Origin of the sequence: Mycobacterium sp. M23085 (assembly GCF_045343915.1) — a bacterium.
Classification (GTDB): Bacteria; Actinomycetota; Actinomycetes; order Mycobacteriales; family Mycobacteriaceae; genus Mycobacterium.
Map to the genome: position 1 here is coordinate 5,491,929 of NZ_CP174280.1, position 20,189 is coordinate 5,512,117.

General features: G+C 68.4%; 17 protein-coding genes, 1 tRNA gene and 1 pseudogene. 16 read left to right on the forward strand and 3 right to left on the reverse strand.

Annotation, left to right across the window (positions count from 1 at the left end; translation table 11 throughout):
• Window position 1: 1 nt before the first annotated feature.
• The 11 genes from ftsW to ACIUM1_RS25630 all read left to right on the forward strand — a co-directional run bounded on the left by ftsW (window position 2) and on the right by ACIUM1_RS25630 (window position 11,045).
• A complete protein-coding gene (gene ftsW, locus ACIUM1_RS25580; RefSeq protein WP_406815254.1) occupies window positions 2–1,717 on the forward strand; it encodes a putative lipid II flippase FtsW in 1,716 nt (571 codons plus the stop codon).
• Entirely contained in the window at window positions 1,714–2,931 is a 1,218-nt protein-coding gene (murG, locus tag ACIUM1_RS25585; RefSeq protein ID WP_406815255.1) for an undecaprenyldiphospho-muramoylpentapeptide beta-N-acetylglucosaminyltransferase, read from the forward strand. Before ftsW ends, murG begins: the two co-directional genes overlap by 4 nt.
• The gene (gene murC, locus ACIUM1_RS25590) at window positions 2,928–4,397 is read left to right on the forward strand and encodes a UDP-N-acetylmuramate--L-alanine ligase (RefSeq protein ID WP_406815256.1); all 1,470 of its coding nucleotides are present in this window, start codon (window positions 2,928–2,930) and stop codon (window positions 4,395–4,397) included. The genes murG and murC overlap by 4 nt, the downstream gene beginning before the upstream one ends.
• The gene (locus ACIUM1_RS25595) at window positions 4,394–5,377 is read left to right on the forward strand and encodes a cell division protein FtsQ/DivIB (RefSeq protein ID WP_406815257.1); all 984 of its coding nucleotides are present in this window, start codon (window positions 4,394–4,396) and stop codon (window positions 5,375–5,377) included. The genes murC and ACIUM1_RS25595 overlap by 4 nt, the downstream gene beginning before the upstream one ends.
• A 273-nt stretch (window positions 5,378–5,650) precedes the next feature.
• Window positions 5,651–6,811 carry a cell division protein FtsZ gene (gene ftsZ / locus ACIUM1_RS25600; RefSeq protein WP_406815258.1) on the forward strand — a complete coding sequence of 387 codons (1,161 nt, stop codon included), beginning with the start codon at window positions 5,651–5,653 and terminating at the stop codon, window positions 6,809–6,811.
• 79 nt (window positions 6,812–6,890) lie between these two features.
• Window positions 6,891–7,598 (forward strand): peptidoglycan editing factor PgeF, encoded by a 708-nt coding sequence (gene pgeF, locus ACIUM1_RS25605; RefSeq protein WP_406815259.1) that lies wholly within the window; start codon window positions 6,891–6,893, stop codon window positions 7,596–7,598.
• Window positions 7,599–7,603: 5 nt separating this feature from the next.
• A complete protein-coding gene (locus tag ACIUM1_RS25610; RefSeq protein ID WP_406815260.1) occupies window positions 7,604–8,389 on the forward strand; it encodes a YggS family pyridoxal phosphate-dependent enzyme in 786 nt (261 codons plus the stop codon).
• A 66-nt stretch (window positions 8,390–8,455) separates the two neighbouring features.
• Window positions 8,456–9,103, forward strand: a complete 648-nt coding sequence (locus tag ACIUM1_RS25615; protein WP_406815261.1) for a cell division protein SepF — start codon at window positions 8,456–8,458, stop codon at window positions 9,101–9,103.
• Window positions 9,104–9,270: 167 nt separating this feature from the next.
• Window positions 9,271–9,561, forward strand: a complete 291-nt coding sequence (locus ACIUM1_RS25620) for a YggT family protein (protein ID WP_007770770.1) — start codon at window positions 9,271–9,273, stop codon at window positions 9,559–9,561.
• Window positions 9,562–9,823: 262 nt separating this feature from the next.
• Complete coding sequence (locus tag ACIUM1_RS25625) at window positions 9,824–10,618, forward strand: DivIVA domain-containing protein (RefSeq protein WP_406815262.1); 795 nt, start codon at window positions 9,824–9,826, stop codon at window positions 10,616–10,618.
• Window positions 10,619–10,709: 91 nt separating this feature from the next.
• Window positions 10,710–11,045: a phage holin family protein gene (locus ACIUM1_RS25630; RefSeq protein WP_406815263.1), complete on the forward strand. Its 336-nt coding sequence runs from the start codon at window positions 10,710–10,712 to the stop codon at window positions 11,043–11,045.
• A 33-nt stretch (window positions 11,046–11,078) separates the two neighbouring features.
• Here ACIUM1_RS25630 and ACIUM1_RS25635 read toward each other — a convergent pair.
• Window positions 11,079–11,768 (reverse strand): annotated as a pseudogene (locus tag ACIUM1_RS25635) (phosphoribosyltransferase); the annotation flags it as partial.
• 112 nt (window positions 11,769–11,880) lie between these two features.
• On the opposite strand from ACIUM1_RS25635, the gene ACIUM1_RS25640 reads away from it, so the two are divergent.
• On the forward strand, window positions 11,881–12,087 hold the full coding sequence (locus ACIUM1_RS25640) for a hypothetical protein (RefSeq protein WP_406815264.1): 207 nt from the start codon (window positions 11,881–11,883) through the stop codon (window positions 12,085–12,087).
• Window positions 12,088–12,230: 143 nt separating this feature from the next.
• Here ACIUM1_RS25640 and ACIUM1_RS25645 read toward each other — a convergent pair whose 3' ends face one another.
• A complete protein-coding gene (locus tag ACIUM1_RS25645) occupies window positions 12,231–12,878 on the reverse strand; it encodes an NUDIX hydrolase N-terminal domain-containing protein (protein ID WP_406815265.1) in 648 nt (215 codons plus the stop codon).
• A 168-nt stretch (window positions 12,879–13,046) separates the two neighbouring features.
• A tRNA-Leu gene (locus ACIUM1_RS25650) sits at window positions 13,047–13,132 on the reverse strand.
• 112 nt (window positions 13,133–13,244) lie between these two features.
• On the opposite strand from ACIUM1_RS25650, the gene ACIUM1_RS25655 reads away from it, so the two are divergent.
• From ACIUM1_RS25655 to ACIUM1_RS25670, 4 genes are all read left to right on the forward strand, one after another.
• Window positions 13,245–14,618 (forward strand): M20/M25/M40 family metallo-hydrolase, encoded by a 1,374-nt coding sequence (locus ACIUM1_RS25655; protein WP_406815266.1) that lies wholly within the window; start codon window positions 13,245–13,247, stop codon window positions 14,616–14,618.
• A 36-nt stretch (window positions 14,619–14,654) separates the two neighbouring features.
• On the forward strand, window positions 14,655–15,185 hold the full coding sequence (locus tag ACIUM1_RS25660; RefSeq protein ID WP_406815267.1) for a YbhB/YbcL family Raf kinase inhibitor-like protein: 531 nt from the start codon (window positions 14,655–14,657) through the stop codon (window positions 15,183–15,185).
• Window positions 15,186–15,434: 249 nt separating this feature from the next.
• Complete coding sequence (locus ACIUM1_RS25665; protein WP_406815268.1) at window positions 15,435–16,796, forward strand: HNH endonuclease signature motif containing protein; 1,362 nt, start codon at window positions 15,435–15,437, stop codon at window positions 16,794–16,796.
• A 145-nt stretch (window positions 16,797–16,941) separates the two neighbouring features.
• Window positions 16,942–20,181, forward strand: a complete 3,240-nt coding sequence (locus ACIUM1_RS25670) for a LuxR C-terminal-related transcriptional regulator (RefSeq protein ID WP_406817867.1) — start codon at window positions 16,942–16,944, stop codon at window positions 20,179–20,181.
• The last annotated feature ends 8 nt before the right edge of the window (window positions 20,182–20,189 follow it).

A 20,189-nucleotide genomic window follows, 5' to 3' on the forward strand; every position in this document is an offset into this window, starting at 1 on the left:
CGTGGGTAACGCACTGACCCGGCTGCTGGGCCGGGGTAAACACGCCACCGAAACCGCCACGGCCGATCCCGGGGCGGCCGACGACGCCGACGCCCCCAGTGACGACACCTCCGATGCCCCCAGGGACGACACCGGGGAAGCGACGGTAGAGCAGCAGCCCGACAAGCCGCACAAGGCCAAGCAGGGCGCCAAGAAAGAGAAGGCCACCGTCAACGAGGCTGGCGCGCACGGTCGGTTCGGCGCCTGGCTGGGCCGGCCCATGACGTCATTTCACCTGATCATCGCCGTCGCCGGGCTGCTGACGACGCTGGGGCTGATCATGGTGCTGTCGGCCTCCGGCGTGCGGTCCTACGACGCCGACGGCTCGGCCTGGGTGATCTTCGGCAAGCAGGTGCTGTGGACCGTGATCGGGCTGATCGCCTGCTATGCCTCGTTGCGGATGTCGGTGCGGTTCATCCGCCGCGTGGCGTTCACCGGCTACGTCGTCACCGTCATCCTGCTGGTGCTGGTGCTGGTACCCGGCATCGGCAACCTGGCCAACGGATCTCGTAAGTGGTTCGTGATCGCGGGCTTCTCGATGCAGCCCTCCGAGCTGGCCAAGATCGCCTTCGCCATCTGGGGCGCCCACATGCTGGCCGCCCGTCGCCTGGAGCGGGCGAGCCTGCGCGAACTGCTGATCCCGCTGGTGCCCGCCGCGGTGATCGCGCTGGCGCTCATCGTGGCGCAGCCCGACCTGGGGCAGACGGTGTCGTTGGGCATCATCCTGCTGGCGCTGCTGTGGTACGCGGGCCTGCCGCTGCGCGTGTTCGTCACCTCGTTGCTGGCCGTGTTCGTGGCTGGCGCGGTGCTGGCCATGTCGGCCGGCTACCGGTCGGACCGGGTGCGGTCCTGGATCAACCCCGAGAACGACCCGCAGGACACCGGCTACCAGGCCCGTCAGGCCAAATTCGCGCTGGCGCACGGCGGTATCTTCGGCGACGGCCTGGGCCAGGGCGTGGCGAAATGGAACTACCTGCCCAACGCCCACAACGACTTCATCTTCGCGATCATCGGCGAGGAGCTCGGATTCATCGGCGCCTTCGCGCTGCTGGTGCTTTTCGGGCTGTTCGCCTACACCGGGATGCGGATCGCCCGCCGCTCGGCCGACCCGTTCCTGCGGCTGCTGACCGCCACCACGACCATGTGGGTGCTGGGCCAGGCCTTCATCAACATCGGCTACGTGATCGGCATCCTCCCGGTCACCGGTATTCAGCTGCCGTTGATCTCCGCCGGTGGAACGTCCACCGCGGCAACGCTATTCATGATCGGCATCATGGCCAACGCGGCCCGTCACGAACCCGAGGCGGTCGCCGCGCTGCGGGCCGGCCGCGACGACAAGGTGAACCGGATCCTGCGGCTGCCGCTGCCCGAGCCCTACTCGCCGACGCGGCTGGAAGCGTTCCGCGATCGCAAGCGCACTCGTCCGAAGGCGGCCGAGCCGTCACGCAAGGGCACCGGCGCGCCCGGCCGCAAGGTCCCGCGCAAGGCTTCCCAGAAGGCCGACCCGCCGCTGCGGCCGGCGCTATCGCGAACGGCCGGCCGGCCGGCCCGCCAGACTGGAGGTACCGCCCGATCCCGGGCGAGGCATCATGTATCTGGCCAGCGCCGCGTCAGCCAGGCGGCCGGCCAGCGTCAGCCACGACGCGCTCGCGCACTGGAAGGTCAGCGTTACGGGTGAATGACACGGTCAACAAGCCGACCGGCGGGCGGGGGGTGAACCCTTCGCCCGCCGGTGCCGCGTTGTCGTCTTTCAAGCCCCTGTCTGTGGTGCTCGCTGGGGGCGGAACCGCGGGTCACGTGGAGCCGGCGATGGCCGTCGCCGACGCGCTGAGCGCCCTCGACCCGCAGGTCAGGATCACCGCGTTGGGCACCGCCCGGGGGCTGGAGACGCGGCTGGTGCCCGAGCGCGGTTACCACCTGGAGCTGATCACGCCGGTGCCGCTGCCGCGCAAACCCAGTGGCGACCTGGCCCGCCTGCCGTCACGGGTGTGGCGCGCCGTCCGGGAAACCCGTGCCGTGCTGAGGGCGGTCGACGCCGACGTGGTGATCGGTTTCGGCGGGTACGTGGCGCTGCCGGCCTATCTGGCCGCGCGCGGCGTGCCGGCGCGCAGGCCGCGGGTCCCGGTGGTGATCCACGAAGCCAACGCCAGCGCCGGGCTGGCCAACCGGGTCGGCGCCCGCACCGCGGACCGGGTGCTCTCCGCGGTGGCCGATTGCGGGCTGCCGCGCGCCGAGGTGGTCGGGGTGCCGGTGCGCGAGGCGATCACCTCGCTGGACCGCGCGGCGCTGCGCGACGAGGCGCGCCGCTACTTCGGTTTCGCCGCCGACGCACGGGTGTTGCTGGTGTTCGGGGGCTCGCAGGGCGCGGCCTCGCTGAACCGGGCCGTCTCCGGGGCGGCCGCCGAGCTGGCCGCCGCCGGCGTGGCCGTCCTGCATGCGCACGGGCCCAAGAACACGCTCGACCTGCGCGAACCCCAGCCGGGTGACCCGCCGTACGTGGCGGTGCCCTACCTGGACCGGATGGATCTGGCCTACTCGGCCGCCGACCTGGTGATCTGCCGGTCCGGCGCGATGACCGTCGCCGAGGTCTCGGCGGTGGGCCTGCCGGCCATCTACGTCCCCCTGCCGATCGGCAACGGCGAGCAGCGGCTCAACGCCCTGCCGGTGGTCGACGCCGGCGGCGGCATGATCGTCGCGGACGCCGACCTGACGCCCGAGCTGGTGGCCCGGGAGGTGGCGGGCCTGGTCGGTGACCCGCCGCGGCTGGCGGCCATGACCGCCGCCGCCGCGCGAGTGGGACATCCCGACGCGGCGCGCCAGGTCGCGCAGGCGGCGCTGGACATCGCCAGGAAGGCGCAGCTCGGCCGCTCGGCGGCCGGAGGAAAGCCATGACCGCCCAACAGCTGCCGCCCGAGCTGCAGCGGGTGCACATGGTCGGCATCGGGGGAGCCGGCATGTCGGGCATCGCCCGCATCCTGCTCGACCGCGGCGGCCTGGTGTCGGGCTCGGATGCCAAGGAGTCCCGGGGCATTCACGCGCTGCGTGCCCGCGGCGCGCAGATCAACATCGGTCACGACGCGTCGTCACTGGATTTGTTGCCCGGCGGCCCCACCGCGGTCATCACCACCCACGCCGCCATCCCGAAAACCAACCCCGAGCTGGTCGAGGCCCGCCGGCGCGGCATCCCGGTGATCCTGCGCCCCGCCGTGCTGGCCAAGCTGATGGACGGGCGGACCACGCTGATGGTCACCGGCACCCATGGCAAGACGACCACGACGTCGATGTTGATCGTCGCGCTGCAGCACTGCGGGCGCGACCCGTCGTTCGCGGTCGGCGGTGAGATGGGGGAGGCCGGCACCAACGCCCACCACGGCAGCGGCGACTGCTTCGTCGCGGAGGCCGACGAAAGCGACGGCTCGCTGCTGGAATACACGCCCAATGTCGCGGTGGTCACCAACATCGAGACCGATCACCTGGACTTCTACGGCAGCGCCGACGCGTACGTCGCCGTGTTCGACGCCTTCGTGGAGCGGCTGGCCCCGGGCGGGGCGCTGGTGGTGTGCATCGATGACCCGGGGGCGGATGCGCTGGCGCAGCGCACCGCCGAGCTGGGCATTCGGGTGCTGCGGTACGGATCCGCGGCGCAAGGCGGCGACGAGCTGGCCGCCACGTTGTTGTCCTGGCAGCAGCAGGGCACCGAAGCCGTCGCGCAGATCCAGCTGGCCCCCGAACTGGACCCCGAGCAGCACCCGCGGGTGATGCGGTTGTCGGTGCCCGGCCGCCATATGGCGCTGAACGCGATGGGCGCGCTGCTGGCGGCGATCGAGATCGGTGCCCCCGTCGACGCGGTGCTGGACGGCCTGGCCGGCTTCGAGGGCGTGCGTCGCCGATTCGAACTGGTCGGCAGCGCGGCGTCGGTGCGGGTGTTCGACGATTACGCCCACCATCCCACCGAGATCGCGGCCACGCTGGCGGCGGTCCGCACCCTGCTCGAGCAGAGCGGTGACGGCCGCAGCATCGCGGTATTCCAGCCCCATTTGTATTCGCGGACAAAGGCTTTCGCCGAGGAGTTCGGGAAAGCGCTGGACGCCGCGGACGAGGTCTTCGTTCTCGACGTCTACGGCGCCCGCGAACAACCGCTGGCCGGCGTCAGCGGGGCCAGCGTCGCCGAGCACGTCAGCGTGCCGGTGCGCTATCTCCCGCACTTCTCGGCGGCCGCCGAGGAGGTGGCCGCGGTCGCCGGGCCCGGCGACGTGATCGTCACCATGGGAGCGGGCGATGTGACGCTGCTGGGGCCCGAGATCGTCACGGCGTTGCGGGTGCGCGCCAACCGCAGCGCCCCCGGGGCATTGCGATGACCGAGCCGGACGAGCCCGTCCCGGCCAACATGGTCGGTGAACAGGTCGGCGGTGCGGCGACGGGCGACGCCGCCGGCAGCGCGGTCACCGAACCGCTCACCACCCAATCAAGCGCGGAGCGGTCGGGGGCCGCCCCGGCGAGCGAACAGGCCGAGCAGGGCGAGGTCGAGGGCCCACGGCGGCGCGCCCGTCGGGAGCGGGCGGAACGCCGCGCCGCCCAGGCCCGCGCCATCGCCATCGAAGAGGCCCGCCGCGAGGCGAAGCGCCGCGCCAGCGGGCGGCTGGTCAACGAGCCGAAACCCGTTGCGCGGGGCGTCGTGCGAGGCCTGAAGATGTTGTTGGCGACGATCCTGCTGGTGATCGTCGGCATCGGGCTGGCCTTGATCCTCTATTTCACGCCGGCGATGTCGGCCCGCAACATCGTCGTCGTCGGCACCGGGGTGGTGACCCGGGACGAGGTCCTGGACGCGGCGCGGGTGCGGCCGGGAACGCCGCTGCTGCAGATCAACACCAGCCAGGTCGCCGACCGGGTGGCGGCGATCCGGCGGGTGGCCAGCGCGCGGGTGCAGCGCCAGTATCCGTCGGCGCTGCGGATTACCATTGTCGAGCGAATCCCGGTGGCGGTCAAAGACTTTCCCGACGGCCCGCATCTCTTCGACCGCGACGGCGTGGACTTCGCGACCGGCCCGCCGCCACCGGCGCTGCCCTACCTCGATGTCGCCGACCCGGGCCCCACCGACCCGGCGACCAAGGCGGCCCTGCAGGTGCTGACCGCGCTGCGCCCCGAGATCGAGGGCCAGGTCGGCCGCGTCGCCGCGCCGTCGGTGGCCTCGATCACCCTGACGCTGGGCGACGGCCGGGTGGTGATCTGGGGGACCACCGACCGCACCGACGAGAAGGCCGAGAAGCTGGCGGCGCTGCTGACCCAGCCCGGCAAGACCTATGACGTCTCCAGCCCGGACCTGCCGACGGTCAAGTAGCGATCTTCATCACCTCGCACCGCGGGGAGGCGGCTTCGACCAGCGCGCACGCCGGCGGACACGGGAAAATTGCCCGAAATTTGCGGGGCGCGTGTCGGCGCGCCTGCGGGGTTAGGGCGCGCCGTACCCATACCGTTCTGGTTGCGCGGGACTACTTGACATAACTCTAACTCTATGGTTGAGGTTGAGGGTTTGCCAGGGAATCCCGCGAACGTCCGGAGGAGCCCGCCGCCGGGAGAGCTGAGCCAAGCCCATCAGGGAGGAAGACGAATGATGACCCCCCCGCACAACTACCTGGCCGTCATCAAGGTCGTGGGTATCGGTGGCGGCGGCGTCAACGCCGTCAACCGGATGATCGAACAAGGCCTCAAGGGTGTCGAGTTCATCGCGATCAACACCGACGCCCAGGCGCTGTTGATGAGCGATGCCGACGTCAAACTCGACGTCGGGCGTGAGTCCACGCGAGGCCTCGGGGCCGGGGCGGACCCGGAGGTCGGTCGCAAGGCCGCCGAGGACGCCAAGGACGAGATCGAGGAGCTGCTCCGCGGCGCGGACATGGTGTTCGTCACCGCCGGCGAGGGTGGCGGCACCGGAACCGGCGGCGCGCCCGTGGTCGCCAGCATCGCGCGCAAGCTGGGCGCGTTGACCGTCGGCGTGGTCACCCGGCCGTTCTCGTTCGAGGGCAAGCGGCGCGGCAACCAGGCCGAGAGCGGCATCGCGGCGCTGCGGGAGAGCTGCGACACCCTGATCGTCATCCCCAACGACCGGCTGCTGCAGATGGGCGACGCCGCGGTGTCGCTGATGGACGCGTTCCGCAGCGCCGACGAGGTGCTGCTCAACGGTGTCCAGGGCATCACCGACCTGATCACCACCCCGGGCCTGATCAACGTGGACTTCGCCGACGTCAAGGGCATCATGTCCGGCGCCGGGACCGCCCTGATGGGTATCGGTTCCGCCCGCGGCGAGGGCCGCTCGCTCAAGGCCGCCGAGATCGCCATCAACTCGCCGCTGCTGGAAGCCTCGATGGAGGGCGCCCACGGCGTGCTGATGTCGATCGCCGGCGGCAGCGACCTGGGGCTGTTCGAGATCAACGAGGCGGCCTCGCTGGTGCAGGACGCCGCCCACCAGGACGCCAACATCATCTTCGGCACCGTGATCGATGACTCGCTGGGCGACGAGGTGCGCGTCACCGTCATCGCCGCGGGCTTCGACGCCGCCGGCGCCGGCCGCAAACCCGTTATCGGCAGCAGTGCCGATAAGGAGGAGAAGACCGGCGGTGCGCACCGGATCGAGTCGGCGAAGGCGGGCAAGCTCACCTCGACGTTGTTCGAACCGGTCGACGCGGTCAGCGTGCCGGTCCACACCAACGGCTCGACCTTGAATATCGGCGGCGACGACGATGACGTCGACGTGCCGCCGTTCATGCGCCGCTGAGAACATGCCCGTGACCCTGGACGCCCGACCGCGACGGTCGGCGCCGCCTGGCCGACAAGGAAACTCGGATACTGGTCACGTGAACGTTCGCATCCGGCGGGTGACCACCACCCGCGCGGGCGGTGTCTCGAAGCCGCCCTTCGACACCTTCAACCTGGGCGACCACGTCGGGGACGACCCGGCGGCGGTCGCCGAGAACCGGGCCCGGCTGGCCGCCACCATCGGCCTGCGCGCCGGCCGCGTGGTGTGGATGAACCAGGTCCACGGCAGTCGGGTCGAGGTGGTCGACGGGGCGCGGGACACCGCGGTCGACGACACCGACGCGTTGGTGACTCGCACCGCGCGCCTGGCGCTGGCGGTGGTGACCGCCGACTGCGTTCCGGTATTGATGGCCGATGCGCGCGCCGGCGTGGCCGCCGCGGTGCACGCCGGCCGGGTCGGTGCCCAGCGCGGCGTGGTGGCCCGCACGGTGGAGACGATGCTCGAACTCGGCGCGCGGCCCGAAGACATTTCGGCGCTGTTGGGCCCCGCGGTCAGCGGCCGCAATTACGAGGTGCCCGCGGCCATGGCCGACGAGGTCGAGGCGGCGCTGCCGGGCAGCCGTACCACCACCGCCGCGGGAACGCCCGGGCTCGATCTGCGCGCCGGAATCGCTTACCAGCTAAGAGATTTGGGCGTGACGGCGATCGACATCGATCCGCGGTGCACGGTGGACGACCCGGCCTTGTTCAGCCATCGCCGGGATGCCCCGACCGGCCGGCTGGCCTCACTGGTCTGGATGGAGTGACCGCGATGGCGGTAGGGATACCAGCCCCGGGCAGTCGATGCGACCGCGAATCGGAATTGACCCACGGATTGGCGTCGGTGCGCTCACGCCTTGCGGCGGCGGCAGAAGCGGCGGGCCGCAATGTCGGCGAAATCGAAGTCCTGCCGATTACCAAATACTTCCCAGCAACCGATGTTGTGACTTTGTCCCGACTGGGTTGTCGCGCCGTTGGCGAATCACGGGACCAGGAAGCGACGGCGAAAGTGGCCGAAGTCACCCGATTGCTCGCCGCGTCGCGGCGGGCCGACGTGGGAAATCCGCGCTGGCACATGGTGGGTCATATCCAGCGGAATAAGGCCCGGTCGGTGGCGCGCTGGGCGCATACCGCCCACTCGGTCGACAGCACCCACCTGGTGACCGCGCTCGATAAAGGAGTGGCGGCGGCCCTGGCCGACGGCCGGCGCACCGCCCCGATGCGGATCTACGTCCAGGTCAGCCTCGACGGCGACGAGTCTCGCGGCGGGGTCGACATATTCCGGCCCGGAGCCGTCGACCAGGTGTGCGATCAGGTCGAGGACGCCGAGAACCTGGACCTGGTCGGGCTGATGGGGATTCCGCCGCTGGACTCGGACCCCGACGAGGCCTTTGACCGGCTCCGATCCGAGCATCGGCGTGTTCTCGAGTCGCACAGCAACGCCGTCGGGTTGTCCGCCGGCATGTCCAACGACTTCGAGATCGCGGTCAAACACGGTTCGACATGTGTGCGTGTCGGTACCGCGCTAATGGGCCCACGGCGGTTACCGTCACCGTAAGTAGTCACTGCAGTAACAGCTTTATCACTAACACCAGTACTCCCAGGGGCTAGAAGGGTCAACGCAATGAGCACACTGCACAAAGTCAAGGCCTATTTCGGTATGGCCCCAATGGACGACTACGAGGACGAGTATTACGACGACCACGCTCCGTCCCGGGGTTTTCCGCGCCCACGATTTGACGACGGATATGGTCGCTACGAACAAGACGATTACGACGATCCGCGCCGCGAGCCCGCCGACTACCCGCCGCCGCCCGCCGGTTACCGCGGCGGCTACGGGGACGAGCCCCGCTACGGTGCCGTCCACCCCCGCGAGTTCGACCGCGGCGAGCGCGGCGGACCGCGCTTCGGGTCTTGGTTGCGCAACTCCACCCGTGGAGCGTTGGCGATGGATCCGCGCCGGATGGCGATGATGTTCGAAGAGGGCCACCCGCTGTCGAAGATCACCACGCTGCGGCCCAAGGACTACAGCGAGGCCCGCACCATCGGTGAGCGTTTCCGCGACGGGACCCCGGTCATCATGGATCTGGTGTCGATGGACAACGCCGACGCCAAGCGCCTCGTCGACTTCGCGGCGGGCCTGGCGTTCGCGTTGCGCGGCTCCTTCGACAAGGTCGCGACCAAGGTGTTCCTGCTGTCGCCGGCCGACGTGGACGTGTCCCCGGAGGAGCGTCGCCGCATCGCCGAAACCGGTTTCTACGCTTACCAATAGGCCAGAGCCGCCGCCCGCCGCACGGCGGGCGGCTCGGCTCGCCGAGGTCTGCAGGGCCCCCGTGAGATAAGGCCGCTCACTCGGAGTCGGTACGCTGGCGGGTGCCGCGCTGGTCGGCAGCGCTTGGCATCGCTTGGCTTCTCACGGGTAAGGTCGGGGCACTTCAGTTGGTCTTGTTTTTTCAGATCCTTGGGTTTGCGCTATTCATTTTCTGGCTGCTGCTCATCGCTCGGGTCGTCGTCGAGTTCATCCGCTCGTTCAGCCGCGACTGGCACCCCACCGGGATCACGGTCGTGGTCCTGGAGATCATCCTGTCGATCACCGATCCGCCGGTGAAACTGCTCCGCAGGCTGATCCCGCAACTCACCATCGGCGCGGTCCGCTTCGACCTGTCGATCATGGTGCTGTTGCTCGTCGCGTTCATCGGCATGCAGCTGGCGTTCGGCGCCGCGGCATAGGCCGCGGGCGGCCCGTCGGCGTCTGCGTATTCCGGCCCGGAGACGGTTCGGCCACGTTTTAGCGTCGGTTTGGTTCCCGCGATTTAAAAATTCTAAGGTTTCGGATTTTATTGGCCTGAATGTTTGAAATTGGCTCTTATTTATTGGGCTAATCAGCAACGGTCGCGCCTGGTGTGACAGGATGGACGGCAGTTGCACTACGGCTACCACTGCGTTCTACACTTTCCAGAACGTTCGAGAAGGAACTTGAGGGGACGAAACAATGCCGCTTACACCAGCCGACGTCCACAATGTGGCGTTCAGTAAGCCACCGATCGGCAAGCGGGGCTACAACGAAGACGAGGTTGATGCCTTCCTCGATCTGGTGGAAGCCGAGCTGACGCGGCTCATCGAGGAGAACAGCGATCTGCGCCAGCGGATCGAAGAGCTGGACCAGGAGCTGGCCGCCTGTGGTGGCTCGGCCACTCCGGCCGCCGCCGCGCCGACCCAGGCGATCCCCGTCGCCGAACCGGAACCGGTCAAGCCGGCGCCGGCCGCGGCCCCGGCTGCCGCGGCCAACAACGAGGAACAGGCCATGAAGGCCGCTCGGGTGCTGACGCTGGCACAAGACACCGCCGACCGGCTGACCTCCACGGCCAAGACCGAGTCGGAAAAGATGCTGGCCGACGCCCGCGCCAATGCCGACCAGATTCTCAGCGAGGCGCGCAGCACCGCCGAGACCACCGTCGCCGAGGCGCGGCAGCGCGCCGACGCGATGCTCGCGGATGCGCAGAACCGCTCCGAGACCCAGCTGCGTCAGGCGCAGGAGAAGGCCGACGCCCTGCAGGCGGACGCCGAACGCAAGCACTCCGAGATCATGGGCACAATCAACCAGCAGCGCACCGTTCTGGAAGGCCGCCTCGAGCAGCTCCGCACCTTCGAGCGGGAATACCGCACCCGGCTCAAGACCTACCTGGAGTCTCAGCTGGAGGAACTCGGGCAGCGTGGATCCGCGGCACCGGTGGACTCCAGCGCGGATGCGGGCAGCTTCGACCAGTTCAACCGGGGCAACAACTAGCCTGTCGGGCGTGCCGGTCACTGACCGAGCTTCGGGGTTGGCACACTAGGTCTGGAAACCGCGGTCCCGCTCGTCGCTTGGAGGATGACTGATGCTCATCATTGCGCTGGTGCTAGCCCTGATCGGGCTCGTCGCGTTGGTGTTCGCCGTCGTCACGAGCAATGAGCTGGTGGCCTGGGTGTGCATCGCCGCCAGCGTGGTGGGCGTGGTGCTGTTGATCCTGGATGCGCTGCGCGAGCGCCAGCGGCGGGACGTGGACGGCGAGGAAGCCCAGGCTGCCGACGAGGCCCAGGCCGACCAGGCGGACTACGTCGATTACCCCGAGGACGTCCCGGATGAGGCCGAACCGGCGTCGACCGGGGAGTCCGCGCAGACCGAGGAGTCCAGGGTCGCCGCCGACAACCACGGCGACGAGTCCACCAAGTAACAACGTCTCCCGCCCGTCAAGGCGCGTCGGCGCTCAGGCGGTCGGCGTGGCGAGCAGTTGGCGAACCTCGTCGTCACTGATCTGATGGAAGTCGTCGTAGACCTGCCCGACCGCTTCGAATCCGGGCGGCATGGTGGCGCACACCACGTCGTCGGCCTCCCGACCGAGCTCGCGGCAGGTCGACTCCGGTCCCACCGGGACGGCGACAATTGTTTTCGCGGGGGTCGAGCCTGGCCCGCCGGCTCGGATGGCGCGCACCGCCGCGAGCATGCTTGCGCCCGTTGCGATTCCGTCGTCAACCAGGATGACGATCTTGTCGCGCAGGTCGGCCATCGGCCGACCGCCCCGGTAGGCGTGCTCACGCCGGAGCAGCTCTGCCGTCTCGCTGTCGATCACCTCGCGCACCTGCGCGTCGGTGATGTGCAGGCCGGCCACCACGTCCTCGTTCATCACCACGCCGCCACCGCTGGCCAAAGCGCCCATGGCCAACTCCGACCAGTGCGGTACCCCGAGCTTGCGCACCAGGAAGACGTCCAGCGGTGCCTCCAGGGCCGCGGCGATCTCCCAGGCCACCGGCACACCGCCGCGGGCCAGTCCGAATACCAGCACGTCGGCCCGGCCGCGATAGGCCGCCAGGTGCTGCGCCAGCGTGCGCCCGGCCGCACGCCGGTCGACGAACGTCTTCGGTGACGTCCGCCGGACAAAGCCACTCGATGGGTTCATTCGTTAGCGCTCCCGGCTGATGGGCTTGTTTCCAGGCTACGTGCGCCGGGCCGAGCCCGGTGGCAAAGTTCGGGTTGGGTGCGGGGTCAGCCCGACCGAAAGGATCCGTGCGATGAGACGGCGTTATGGCACCTACACGGCCTACAGCATCGGCTGCGCGATCGTCTGGGCGGTCATCTTGGCGGTGGTTTCCACGGCCGGCGACGCCGCCAGCCGGCATACCTTTCTGCTGGTGTGTGCCGGGTGGGCGATCGGGTGGCTCTCGGCGACGATCGCCAGGGGCGTCTACCCGCCACCAAAACGCCATATCCGGCAGTGATAAGGGTGTGATCGCGGCTTCGCCGCTCAAACGTAAGCGCCCATTTCGCCGGTGAAGGTTTCTCGCGTGCTGCGGACTGGTTCTCGGTGAAAGTTGGCTTAGGCCAACGCCAATGCTGTTGACGCACAACAGGGTTTGCGGACTCAGTCGAAGACGGTTGGGAGGTCGGGGTTCAGCCAATGAGTGTGCATGAGCCGGAGCTGGGCCTCCACGACCGATGCCGACAGTGGGGGCAGCGCATCGAGGTCAAACCAATCAATCGCGGACGTTTCGGTGGGATCGGGTGGTACTCGGCCGCGTTCGCGGCACAAGAAGAACAGCTTGTAGACGTGAAAGAGGGGAAGCGGCCCCGGGCGAGGTCCTTGTTTGTCCTGATCGATCACGGCGACAAGTTTGTCGATGTCCACGATGAGACCGGCTTCTTCTCGCACCTCTTTCGCGACCGCCTGCGCAGGGCTTTGGAGAACATCACACCAGCCGCCCGGCAGTGTCCAGCAGCCGTCCGCGCGCTCCTGAACGAGTAAGACCTTTTGGCTCGGATTGAAGATGGCGCCCCGCACGGAGACTTTGGGAGTCATGTGGCCGCTGTCCAAAGTGACAACGGCACGCACCTGCGCAACGTTGCCACCGCCGATCAGGCTGATCAGTTCCTCGGCGCACTGACGTACTTGGCCGTAGCGCTCCCGGTCAAAGGGGTCGTTGGCGTAAGTCAGCCCGTTTTGTGCGACCGCCAGCAGAGTTAGTGCATGGCGACGGATCTGCTCGGAGGCATCTGGATGCGGCGAGACCATAATCTTCAGTCTGCAACTACCCGCGGCCGCTCAAGGCCTGGGGTAAGTGGCACCGTGCGCTGCGGGTCCCGATGGGGCGGACAGCGCGGGCTTAGGGCTCCGCCTTGATTACGACCCGCCACTTCAGCGAGTCATGGCAACCGCCGACCTTAGTCGTGTCGCCGGATGTGTCCGAGGGGGGACTTGAACCCCCACGCCCATTAGTAGGGCACTAGCACCTCAAGCTAGCGCGTCTGCCATTCCGCCACTCGGACAAGGCCAAACCAGCATGGGTTGGCAGCTAAGGCTATCGGATCGCGCGCCGCGAACCCAATCCAGCTCCTCGGGGCGCCTCGATGGTCGGCATCGAGCCGCGTAACCGCGGCAATGGTAGGAAAGGTGGTTGTGACCATTCAGAGCGGGGCGACAGAGGTGCCAACCAACCCGAGCGACGACGTGGTCGAGGTTGTCAGCAAGTTGATCCGGTTCGACACCACCAACACCGGCGAACCGGAGACCACCAAGGGTGAGGCCGACTGCGCGCAGTGGGTCGCCGAGCAGCTCGCCGAGGTCGGCTACGCGCCGCAGTACGTCGAGTCCGGCGCCCCGGGCCGCGGGAACGTGTTCGTCCGCCTGCCGGGCGCCGACAGGTCGCGCGGTGCGCTGCTGATTCACGGGCACCTCGACGTGGTGCCGGCCGAGCCGACCGAGTGGAGCGTCCACCCGTTCTCCGGTGCGATCAAGGACGGCTTCGTCTGGGGCCGCGGCGCGGTCGACATGAAGGACATGGTCGGCATGATGATCGTGGTGGCCCGCCAGTTGAAGCGCGCGGGCATTGTGCCACCGCGCGACCTGGTCTTCGCGTTCGTCGCCGATGAAGAACACGGCGGAACCCTGGGAGCGCAGTGGTTGGTCGATCACCGCCCGGAACTCTTCACCGGTGTGACCGAGGCGATCGGTGAGGTGGGTGGCTTCTCGCTGACGGTGCCGCGCCGGGACGGGGGAGAGCGTCGGCTCTACCTGATCGAGACGGCCGAGAAGGGGCTGTCCTGGATGAAGCTCACCGCCCGGGGCCCGGCCGGCCACGGGTCGATGGTGCACGACCAGAACGCCGTCACCACCGTCGCCGAGGCCGTCGGCCGCCTGGGCCGCCACCAGTTTCCGCTCGTGTTGACGGACACGGTCGCGCAATTCCTGGCCACCGTCAGCGAGGAGACCGGGCTGACCTTCGACACCGAGTCGGGGGACCTGCGAGGAGCGATCGAGAAGTTGGGGCCGATGGCCCGCATGCTCAAGGCCGTGCTGCACGACACCGCCAATCCCACCATGCTCAAGGCCGGTTATAAGGCCAACGTGGTGCCGGCGACCGCCGAGGCGGTGGTGGACTGCAGGATCCTGCCGGGCCGCAAGGAGGCGTTCGAGGCAGAGATCGACGAGCTGCTCGGGCCGGACGTGACGCGCGAGTGGATCAAGGACTTCTCGTCGTATGAGACCAGCTTCGACGGTGACCTGGTCGATGCCATGAACGAGGCCGTCCTGGCGCACGACCCGGGCGCCCGGACCGTGCCATATATGCTCTCCGGCGGCACCGATGCGAAATCCTTCGCGCGCTTGGGTATTCGCTGTTTCGGGTTCAGCCCGCTGCGGTTGCCGCCGGACCTGGACTTCACCGCGCTGTTCCACGGCGTCGATGAGCGGGTACCCATCGACGCGCTGCGGTTCGGCACCGACGTGCTGGCCCACTTCCTGACCCACTGCTAGACGACAAACGCACGCCGATCACACGAGAGGACCGCCATGAGCACTGCTCCTGACCCGTACGCATCGTTGCCGAAGCTGCCGACCTTCACCTTGACCTCGGAATCGGTTACCGACGGTCAGCCGCTGGGCAACGCTCACGTAAGCGGAATCATGGGTGCGGGCGGTGACGACGTAAGCCCCCAGCTGAGCTGGTCCGGCTTCCCGGACGAGACCCGCAGCTTCGCCGTCACCGTCTATGACCCCGACGCCCCGACGGGCTCCGGATTTTGGCACTGGGCCGTGGCCAACCTGCCGGCCGACGTCACCGAGCTGCCCGCGGGCGCCGGTGATGGCAGCAACCTGCCCGGGGACGCGCTGACGCTGGTCAATGACGCCGGGCAGCGCCGCTACATCGGGGCCGCGCCACCGGCCGGCCACGGCCCACACCGGTACTACATCGCCGTGCACGCCGTGGACACCGACAAGCTGGATCTGCCGGAGGACGCCAGCCCGGCCTTCCTCGGCTTCAACTTGTTCCAGCACGCCATCGCGCGAGCGGTCATCCACGGCACCTACGAACAGCAGTAGGCGGCGGGGGCTTCGGCCCGTGGGGGCTCGGGCTCGTTAGGGACTCAGGCCCGAAATCGGCTCGGCAGGGTCGCAAGCCCGGCCCGAATTCACTTGCGTCACTTTGGTCCCGGTGCTTTCAGCAAGGCGAGTTCTGTCAGTGGCGGGTCGTAGCATTTCGAACATGCGTTCTATTCGTGCGGTGGGCCGGTTGGAGGCACTCGGGTATGAACTGGACAGCCCGTTTGCACGGCCGACTGGGTGGCGCGCATGACGGTGTGCGACCGGGAGGAGATTCAGGACGACGTGGATGCGTTGTGTGCTGTGGTTTCTCGTTTTCAGGAGCATGGCTATGCGGTGTTGACCAATCCGGAACGCTGGGCGATCTTGGCGAAACTCGAATGTGTGACACGCCAGCTGCAGGCGCCCGGTCATCAGCTGATCAATCAGCTTGGCGAGCAGGCGGATTCGGGCGAGTTGGGCGGCACGTTGTGCTGGGCGCTGGCTGAGCGGCTGCACCTGACCCGGGCCGAGGCCGGCCGGCGTATCGCCGAGGCGGCCGATCTGGGGCCGCGCCGGGCGTTGACCGGCCAGCCGTTGGCGCCGGTGTTGCCCGCGACCGCGGCGGCCCAGCGCGCCGGGGCCATCGGGGCCGATCATGTGGCGGTGATCCGGCGGTTTTTCCGCGAGTTGCCCGCCTCGGTCGATCTCAAGACGTGTGTGCACGCCGAACAACAGCTGGCGGCCAAGGCCACCGAATTTCGCTCCGATCAGCTCGCCAAGCTGGCCAAGCGCCTGATGGACTGCCTCAACCCCGACGGCACCTTCACCGACGCCGACCGGGCGCGGATGCGCGGGCTGGTGCTGGGCACCCAGCAACCCGACGGCATGACCCGCCTGAGCGGATGGTTGACACCGCAAGCCAGGGCCAGCTGGGAGGCGGTGCTGGCCAAGCTGGCCGCCCCCGGCATGTGCAACCCCGAGGATGACACCCCGACCCTGGACGGCGCCCCGCCCGAAGAGGCGGTGCAGCGCGACAGCCGCAGTACCGCCCAGCGCAACCACGACGGGCTCAACGCGGCGCTGCGCGCGCTGCTGGCCAGCGGAAAACTGGGCCAGCACAACGGATTACCGGCCAGCATCATCGTGACCACCACCCTGGCCGAGCTCGAAGCCGCCGCCGGGACGGGCCTGACCGGCGGCGGCACCCTGCTGCCCATGTCCGACGTGATCCGCCTGGCCCGCCACGCCCATCAATATCTGGCGATCTTCGACAAGGGCAAGGCCCTGGCGCTCTACCACACCAAGCGCCTGGCTTCGCCTGGCCAGCGAATTGTCTTGTACGCCAAGGACCGTGGGTGTTCGCATCCCGGTTGCGACGTGTCGGGTTACTACTGCGAGGTCCACCACGTCGAAGACTGGGCCACGACCCACTGCACCGACATCGACCAACTCACCTTGGCCTGCGGCCCCCACCACCGGCTCCTCGAGAAGGGCTGGACCACCCGACAACGCGTCAACGGCGACACCGAATGGCTCCCGCCACCACACCTCGACCGCGGCCAACCCCGCACCAACACCTACCACCACCCCGAAAAACTCTTGACCGATGGAGACGACGACGACCCGTAGCGGTCCGCGGGGATACGCGCCCGACCGGCGTTAATCTGCGCGGTTACGCCGATGTTGTGCTACACGTCCTGGCCGCATGCTGGCTAGCATGAGCAGGATTGATCCACGCGCGGAGACACCGCTGGTGGACTGGAGCGAGCTGAGCGTGAACGGGCTGTTGCCGACGGGCACCGTGACGTTGCTGCTGGCCGACGTCGAGGGCTCCACGCGGCTCTGGGAAGCGCAGCCCGACGAGATGACCGCGGCCGTCGCTCGCCTGAATCGGACGGTGTCCGAAACGATCGCCGCTCATGATGGCGTGCGCCCGGTCGAGCAGGGCGAGGGCGATAGTTTCGTCGCCGCATTCGCCCGCGCCTCCGACGCGGTTGCCTGTGCGTTGGAGTTACAGCGCGCACCGCTGTCGCCGATCCGGCTGCGCATCGGCGTGCACAGCGGCGAAATCCAGCTGCGCGACGAGGGCAACTACGCCGGTCCGACGATCAACCGCACCGCGCGACTGCGCGATCTGGGCCATGGCGGCCAGACCCTGCTATCGGGGGTGACCGAAGCGCTCGTCCTGGACCGGCTGCCCGCGGCTGCGTGGCTGTCCGACTTGGGCACCCACCCACTGCGCGACCTGCCCCGCCCCGAGCGGGTGGTGCAGCTGTGCCATCCGGACCTGGTCAACGAATTTCCGCCGCTGCGAGTCGCCAAAACCCTTGGTAATCGTCATCTGCCGATGCAGCTCACCAGCTTTATCGGTCGCCGGGCAGAACTGACGCAGGTGCGGGAGCTGCTGGCGGCAAACCGCGTTGTGACCCTGACTGGCGCCGGCGGGGCGGGCAAGACACGGCTGGCAAACCAAGTTGCGCGCCAAATCGCCGATGAATTCGCCGGTGGTGTCTGGTATGTAGACCTGGCGCCGATCACCGACCCCGATCTCGTTCCGAGTGCGGTTGCGCGGGCATTCGGGCTGCCGGACGAGCCCGGTCGCTCGACGACGGAAACCCTGGTTCGCTTTGCGACCGCCCGGCGGATGCTGGTGGTGCTCGACAACTGTGAGCACCTGCTGGATGCGGTTGCCGCACTGATTGATTCGCTGGTGACGGCCGAAGGATTGACGTTGCTTCAGACGAGTCGCGAGCCGATCGGCGTGACAGGCGAGGTCAGCTGGCGAGTGCCGTCGCTGTCACTGGAGGACGAAGCGATTGAGCTGTTCGTCGACCGCGCGCGCCTGGTTAAGACCACCTTCACCCTCAATCAGAACAACGCTGCGACCCTGACTGAAATCTGCCGCCGCCTTGACGGACTCCCGCTGGCGATCGAGCTGGCCGCGGCGCGGGTGCGCGCCTTATCTCCCTCCGACATCTTGGACAGCTTGCACGACCGGTTCCGGTTGTTGACCGGCGGCGGGCGCACCGCAGTGCGCCGTCAGCAGACGCTGCGCGCCTCGGTCGACTGGTCACACGCGTTGCTGACCGAACCCGAACGGACAGTTTTCCGCCGGCTGGCGGTATTCGTGGGCGGCTTCGATATCAACGCGGCCCATGCCGTCATCGCCGCGGGCGCTATAGAGCGTTTCCAGGTTGTCGACCTGCTCGGGTTGCTGGTCGACAAGTCGCTTCTGGTAGCCGAACATTCAAGCGGCCGAGCACGCTATCGGTTGCTCGAGACGGTGCGGCAGTACGCGCTGGAGAAACTCGGGGAGTCCGGCGAGGCCGGCGCCGCGCGGTCACGCCACCGCGACTATTACACCGCGCTGGCAGCGTTACTCGATGGACCGTCGGACAGCAGCTACGGCCAGCGCGTCGAGCAGACCGAAGCCGAAATCGATAATCTGCGGGCGGCATTCGCCTGGAGTCGGGAACACGACGAACCCGAACTCGCCCTGGCCCTCGCGTCCTCGCTGACACCGTTGTGGCAGCCACGTCCGGCAGAAGGGGTGGCCTGGTTCGATGCCGTCCTTGGCGACGCTTCCCGGCAGATAGCTCCGGCTGTTTACGCACGCGCGCTCGCCGACAGGGTGCTGCTCACGACGATAATCGGATGGGACGGCGACAGTCCGAAGCAGGCTGAAGACGCATTGGCGATCGCACGCGAGCTCGATAACCCGGCCTTGCTGGCGCGCACGCTGGCCGCCTGCGCCCTGATCGCCGTCGATGGTGAGGCGGCTCGTGATTACCGCGCCGAGGCGATCCAACTGGCCCGGGCGCTCGGCGACCGGTTGAGGCTTAGCCACATCCTCAGCATCGAGGTGCTTGTGGCGGTGACGACGGGCGACCTGGCCGCGGCGCGCGCCGCGGCCGAGGAGGGATGTGAACTCTCCGAGGCGATCGGTTACCGCGCCGGCTTGGTGCGGTGCCGCTGGTGCCTCGGACTTGCGGAATTAGCGCGCGGCGATTCGGCGGGTGCGATCGCACTTTTCCGCGGCGCCACTGCCGCGGCCGAGGCGGGCCACTATGTGAATTTTCAGAAGTTGGGGCTGGCCGGACAGGCCATCGCGCTGGCATGCCATGGTGACGCCGCTGCGGCGAGGGCGGCCGCGAATGAGGCCCTTGACCGTGCCGACGAATTCGGCAGCCTTTTCGCCGGCATCGCTTACACCGGGTTAGGGATGGCGGCGCTGGCGTCGGACGACAGTAAGGCCGCGCGAGATGCAACCGATGCCGCCTGCCGGCACGGGATGAGTGCCATTCCCGGGTTGGGTGCCGTGGCGCGCACATTCAATGCGCAGGCCGCCTTGGCTGCCGGGGACCTCGTCGCGGCGCAGCGCGCGTCGGAAGAGGCGGTAGCGACCGCGTCGGGCTGGTACTCGATGTGGGCGCTGACCACGCGTGCCCGCGTCGCGATGACGCAAGGCGAACTCGAGCAAGCCGAATGCGACGTCCATGCGGCTATCGCCTGCGCGGTAGCAGCGGACGCCTACCTGGGAATCTCCGACAACCTGGAGTGCATCGGTGCTCTTGCCCATGCCGGTGGCAGTTTTCCGGAAGCCGCCAGGCTGTTCGGCGCGGCGCATGCTATCCGGCAGGGCACGGGTGAAGTGCGATTCAAGATTTGGGAGACCGACTATCAAGCCTCACTGGCAGCGCTACGGGAGGCGCTGGGGGAGAAGGACTTTGAATCCGCGTGGGCCGAGGGGGCGGCGCTGTCCACCCAAGAGGCGATCGCGTACGCTCAGTGCGGCCGGGGCATGCGCAAACGACCCAGCAGCGGCTGGGCCTCGCTGACCCCGACCGAACGCCAGGTGGTGCATCTGGTCTGCGAGGGCCTGGCCAATGCCGACATAGCGACGCGATTGTTTGTCTCGCCGCGCACCGTGCAAAGCCACCTCACCCACGTCTACGCCAAACTCGGGCTCGCCTCGCGCGTGCAACTTGCCCAGGAAGCGTCCCAGCGCACGTGATCGCTGCG

Coding starts and splice junctions, on each gene's coding strand:
- murC (WP_406815256.1), top strand. CDS start 2,928: ATGACCGCCCAACAGCTGCCGCCCGAGCTGCAGCGGGTGCACATGGTC.
- ACIUM1_RS25595 (WP_406815257.1), top strand. CDS start 4,394: ATGACCGAGCCGGACGAGCCCGTCCCGGCCAACATGGTCGGTGAACAG.
- ftsZ (WP_406815258.1), top strand. CDS start 5,651: ATGACCCCCCCGCACAACTACCTGGCCGTCATCAAGGTCGTGGGTATC.
- ACIUM1_RS25610 (WP_406815260.1), top strand. CDS start 7,604: ATGGCGGTAGGGATACCAGCCCCGGGCAGTCGATGCGACCGCGAATCG.
- ACIUM1_RS25615 (WP_406815261.1), top strand. CDS start 8,456: ATGAGCACACTGCACAAAGTCAAGGCCTATTTCGGTATGGCCCCAATG.
- ACIUM1_RS25625 (WP_406815262.1), top strand. CDS start 9,824: ATGCCGCTTACACCAGCCGACGTCCACAATGTGGCGTTCAGTAAGCCA.
- ACIUM1_RS25630 (WP_406815263.1), top strand. CDS start 10,710: ATGCTCATCATTGCGCTGGTGCTAGCCCTGATCGGGCTCGTCGCGTTG.
- ACIUM1_RS25640 (WP_406815264.1), top strand. CDS start 11,881: ATGAGACGGCGTTATGGCACCTACACGGCCTACAGCATCGGCTGCGCG.
- ACIUM1_RS25645 (WP_406815265.1), bottom strand. CDS start 12,878: ATGGTCTCGCCGCATCCAGATGCCTCCGAGCAGATCCGTCGCCATGCA.
- ACIUM1_RS25655 (WP_406815266.1), top strand. CDS start 13,245: ATGGTAGGAAAGGTGGTTGTGACCATTCAGAGCGGGGCGACAGAGGTG.
- ACIUM1_RS25660 (WP_406815267.1), top strand. CDS start 14,655: ATGAGCACTGCTCCTGACCCGTACGCATCGTTGCCGAAGCTGCCGACC.
- ACIUM1_RS25665 (WP_406815268.1), top strand. CDS start 15,435: ATGACGGTGTGCGACCGGGAGGAGATTCAGGACGACGTGGATGCGTTG.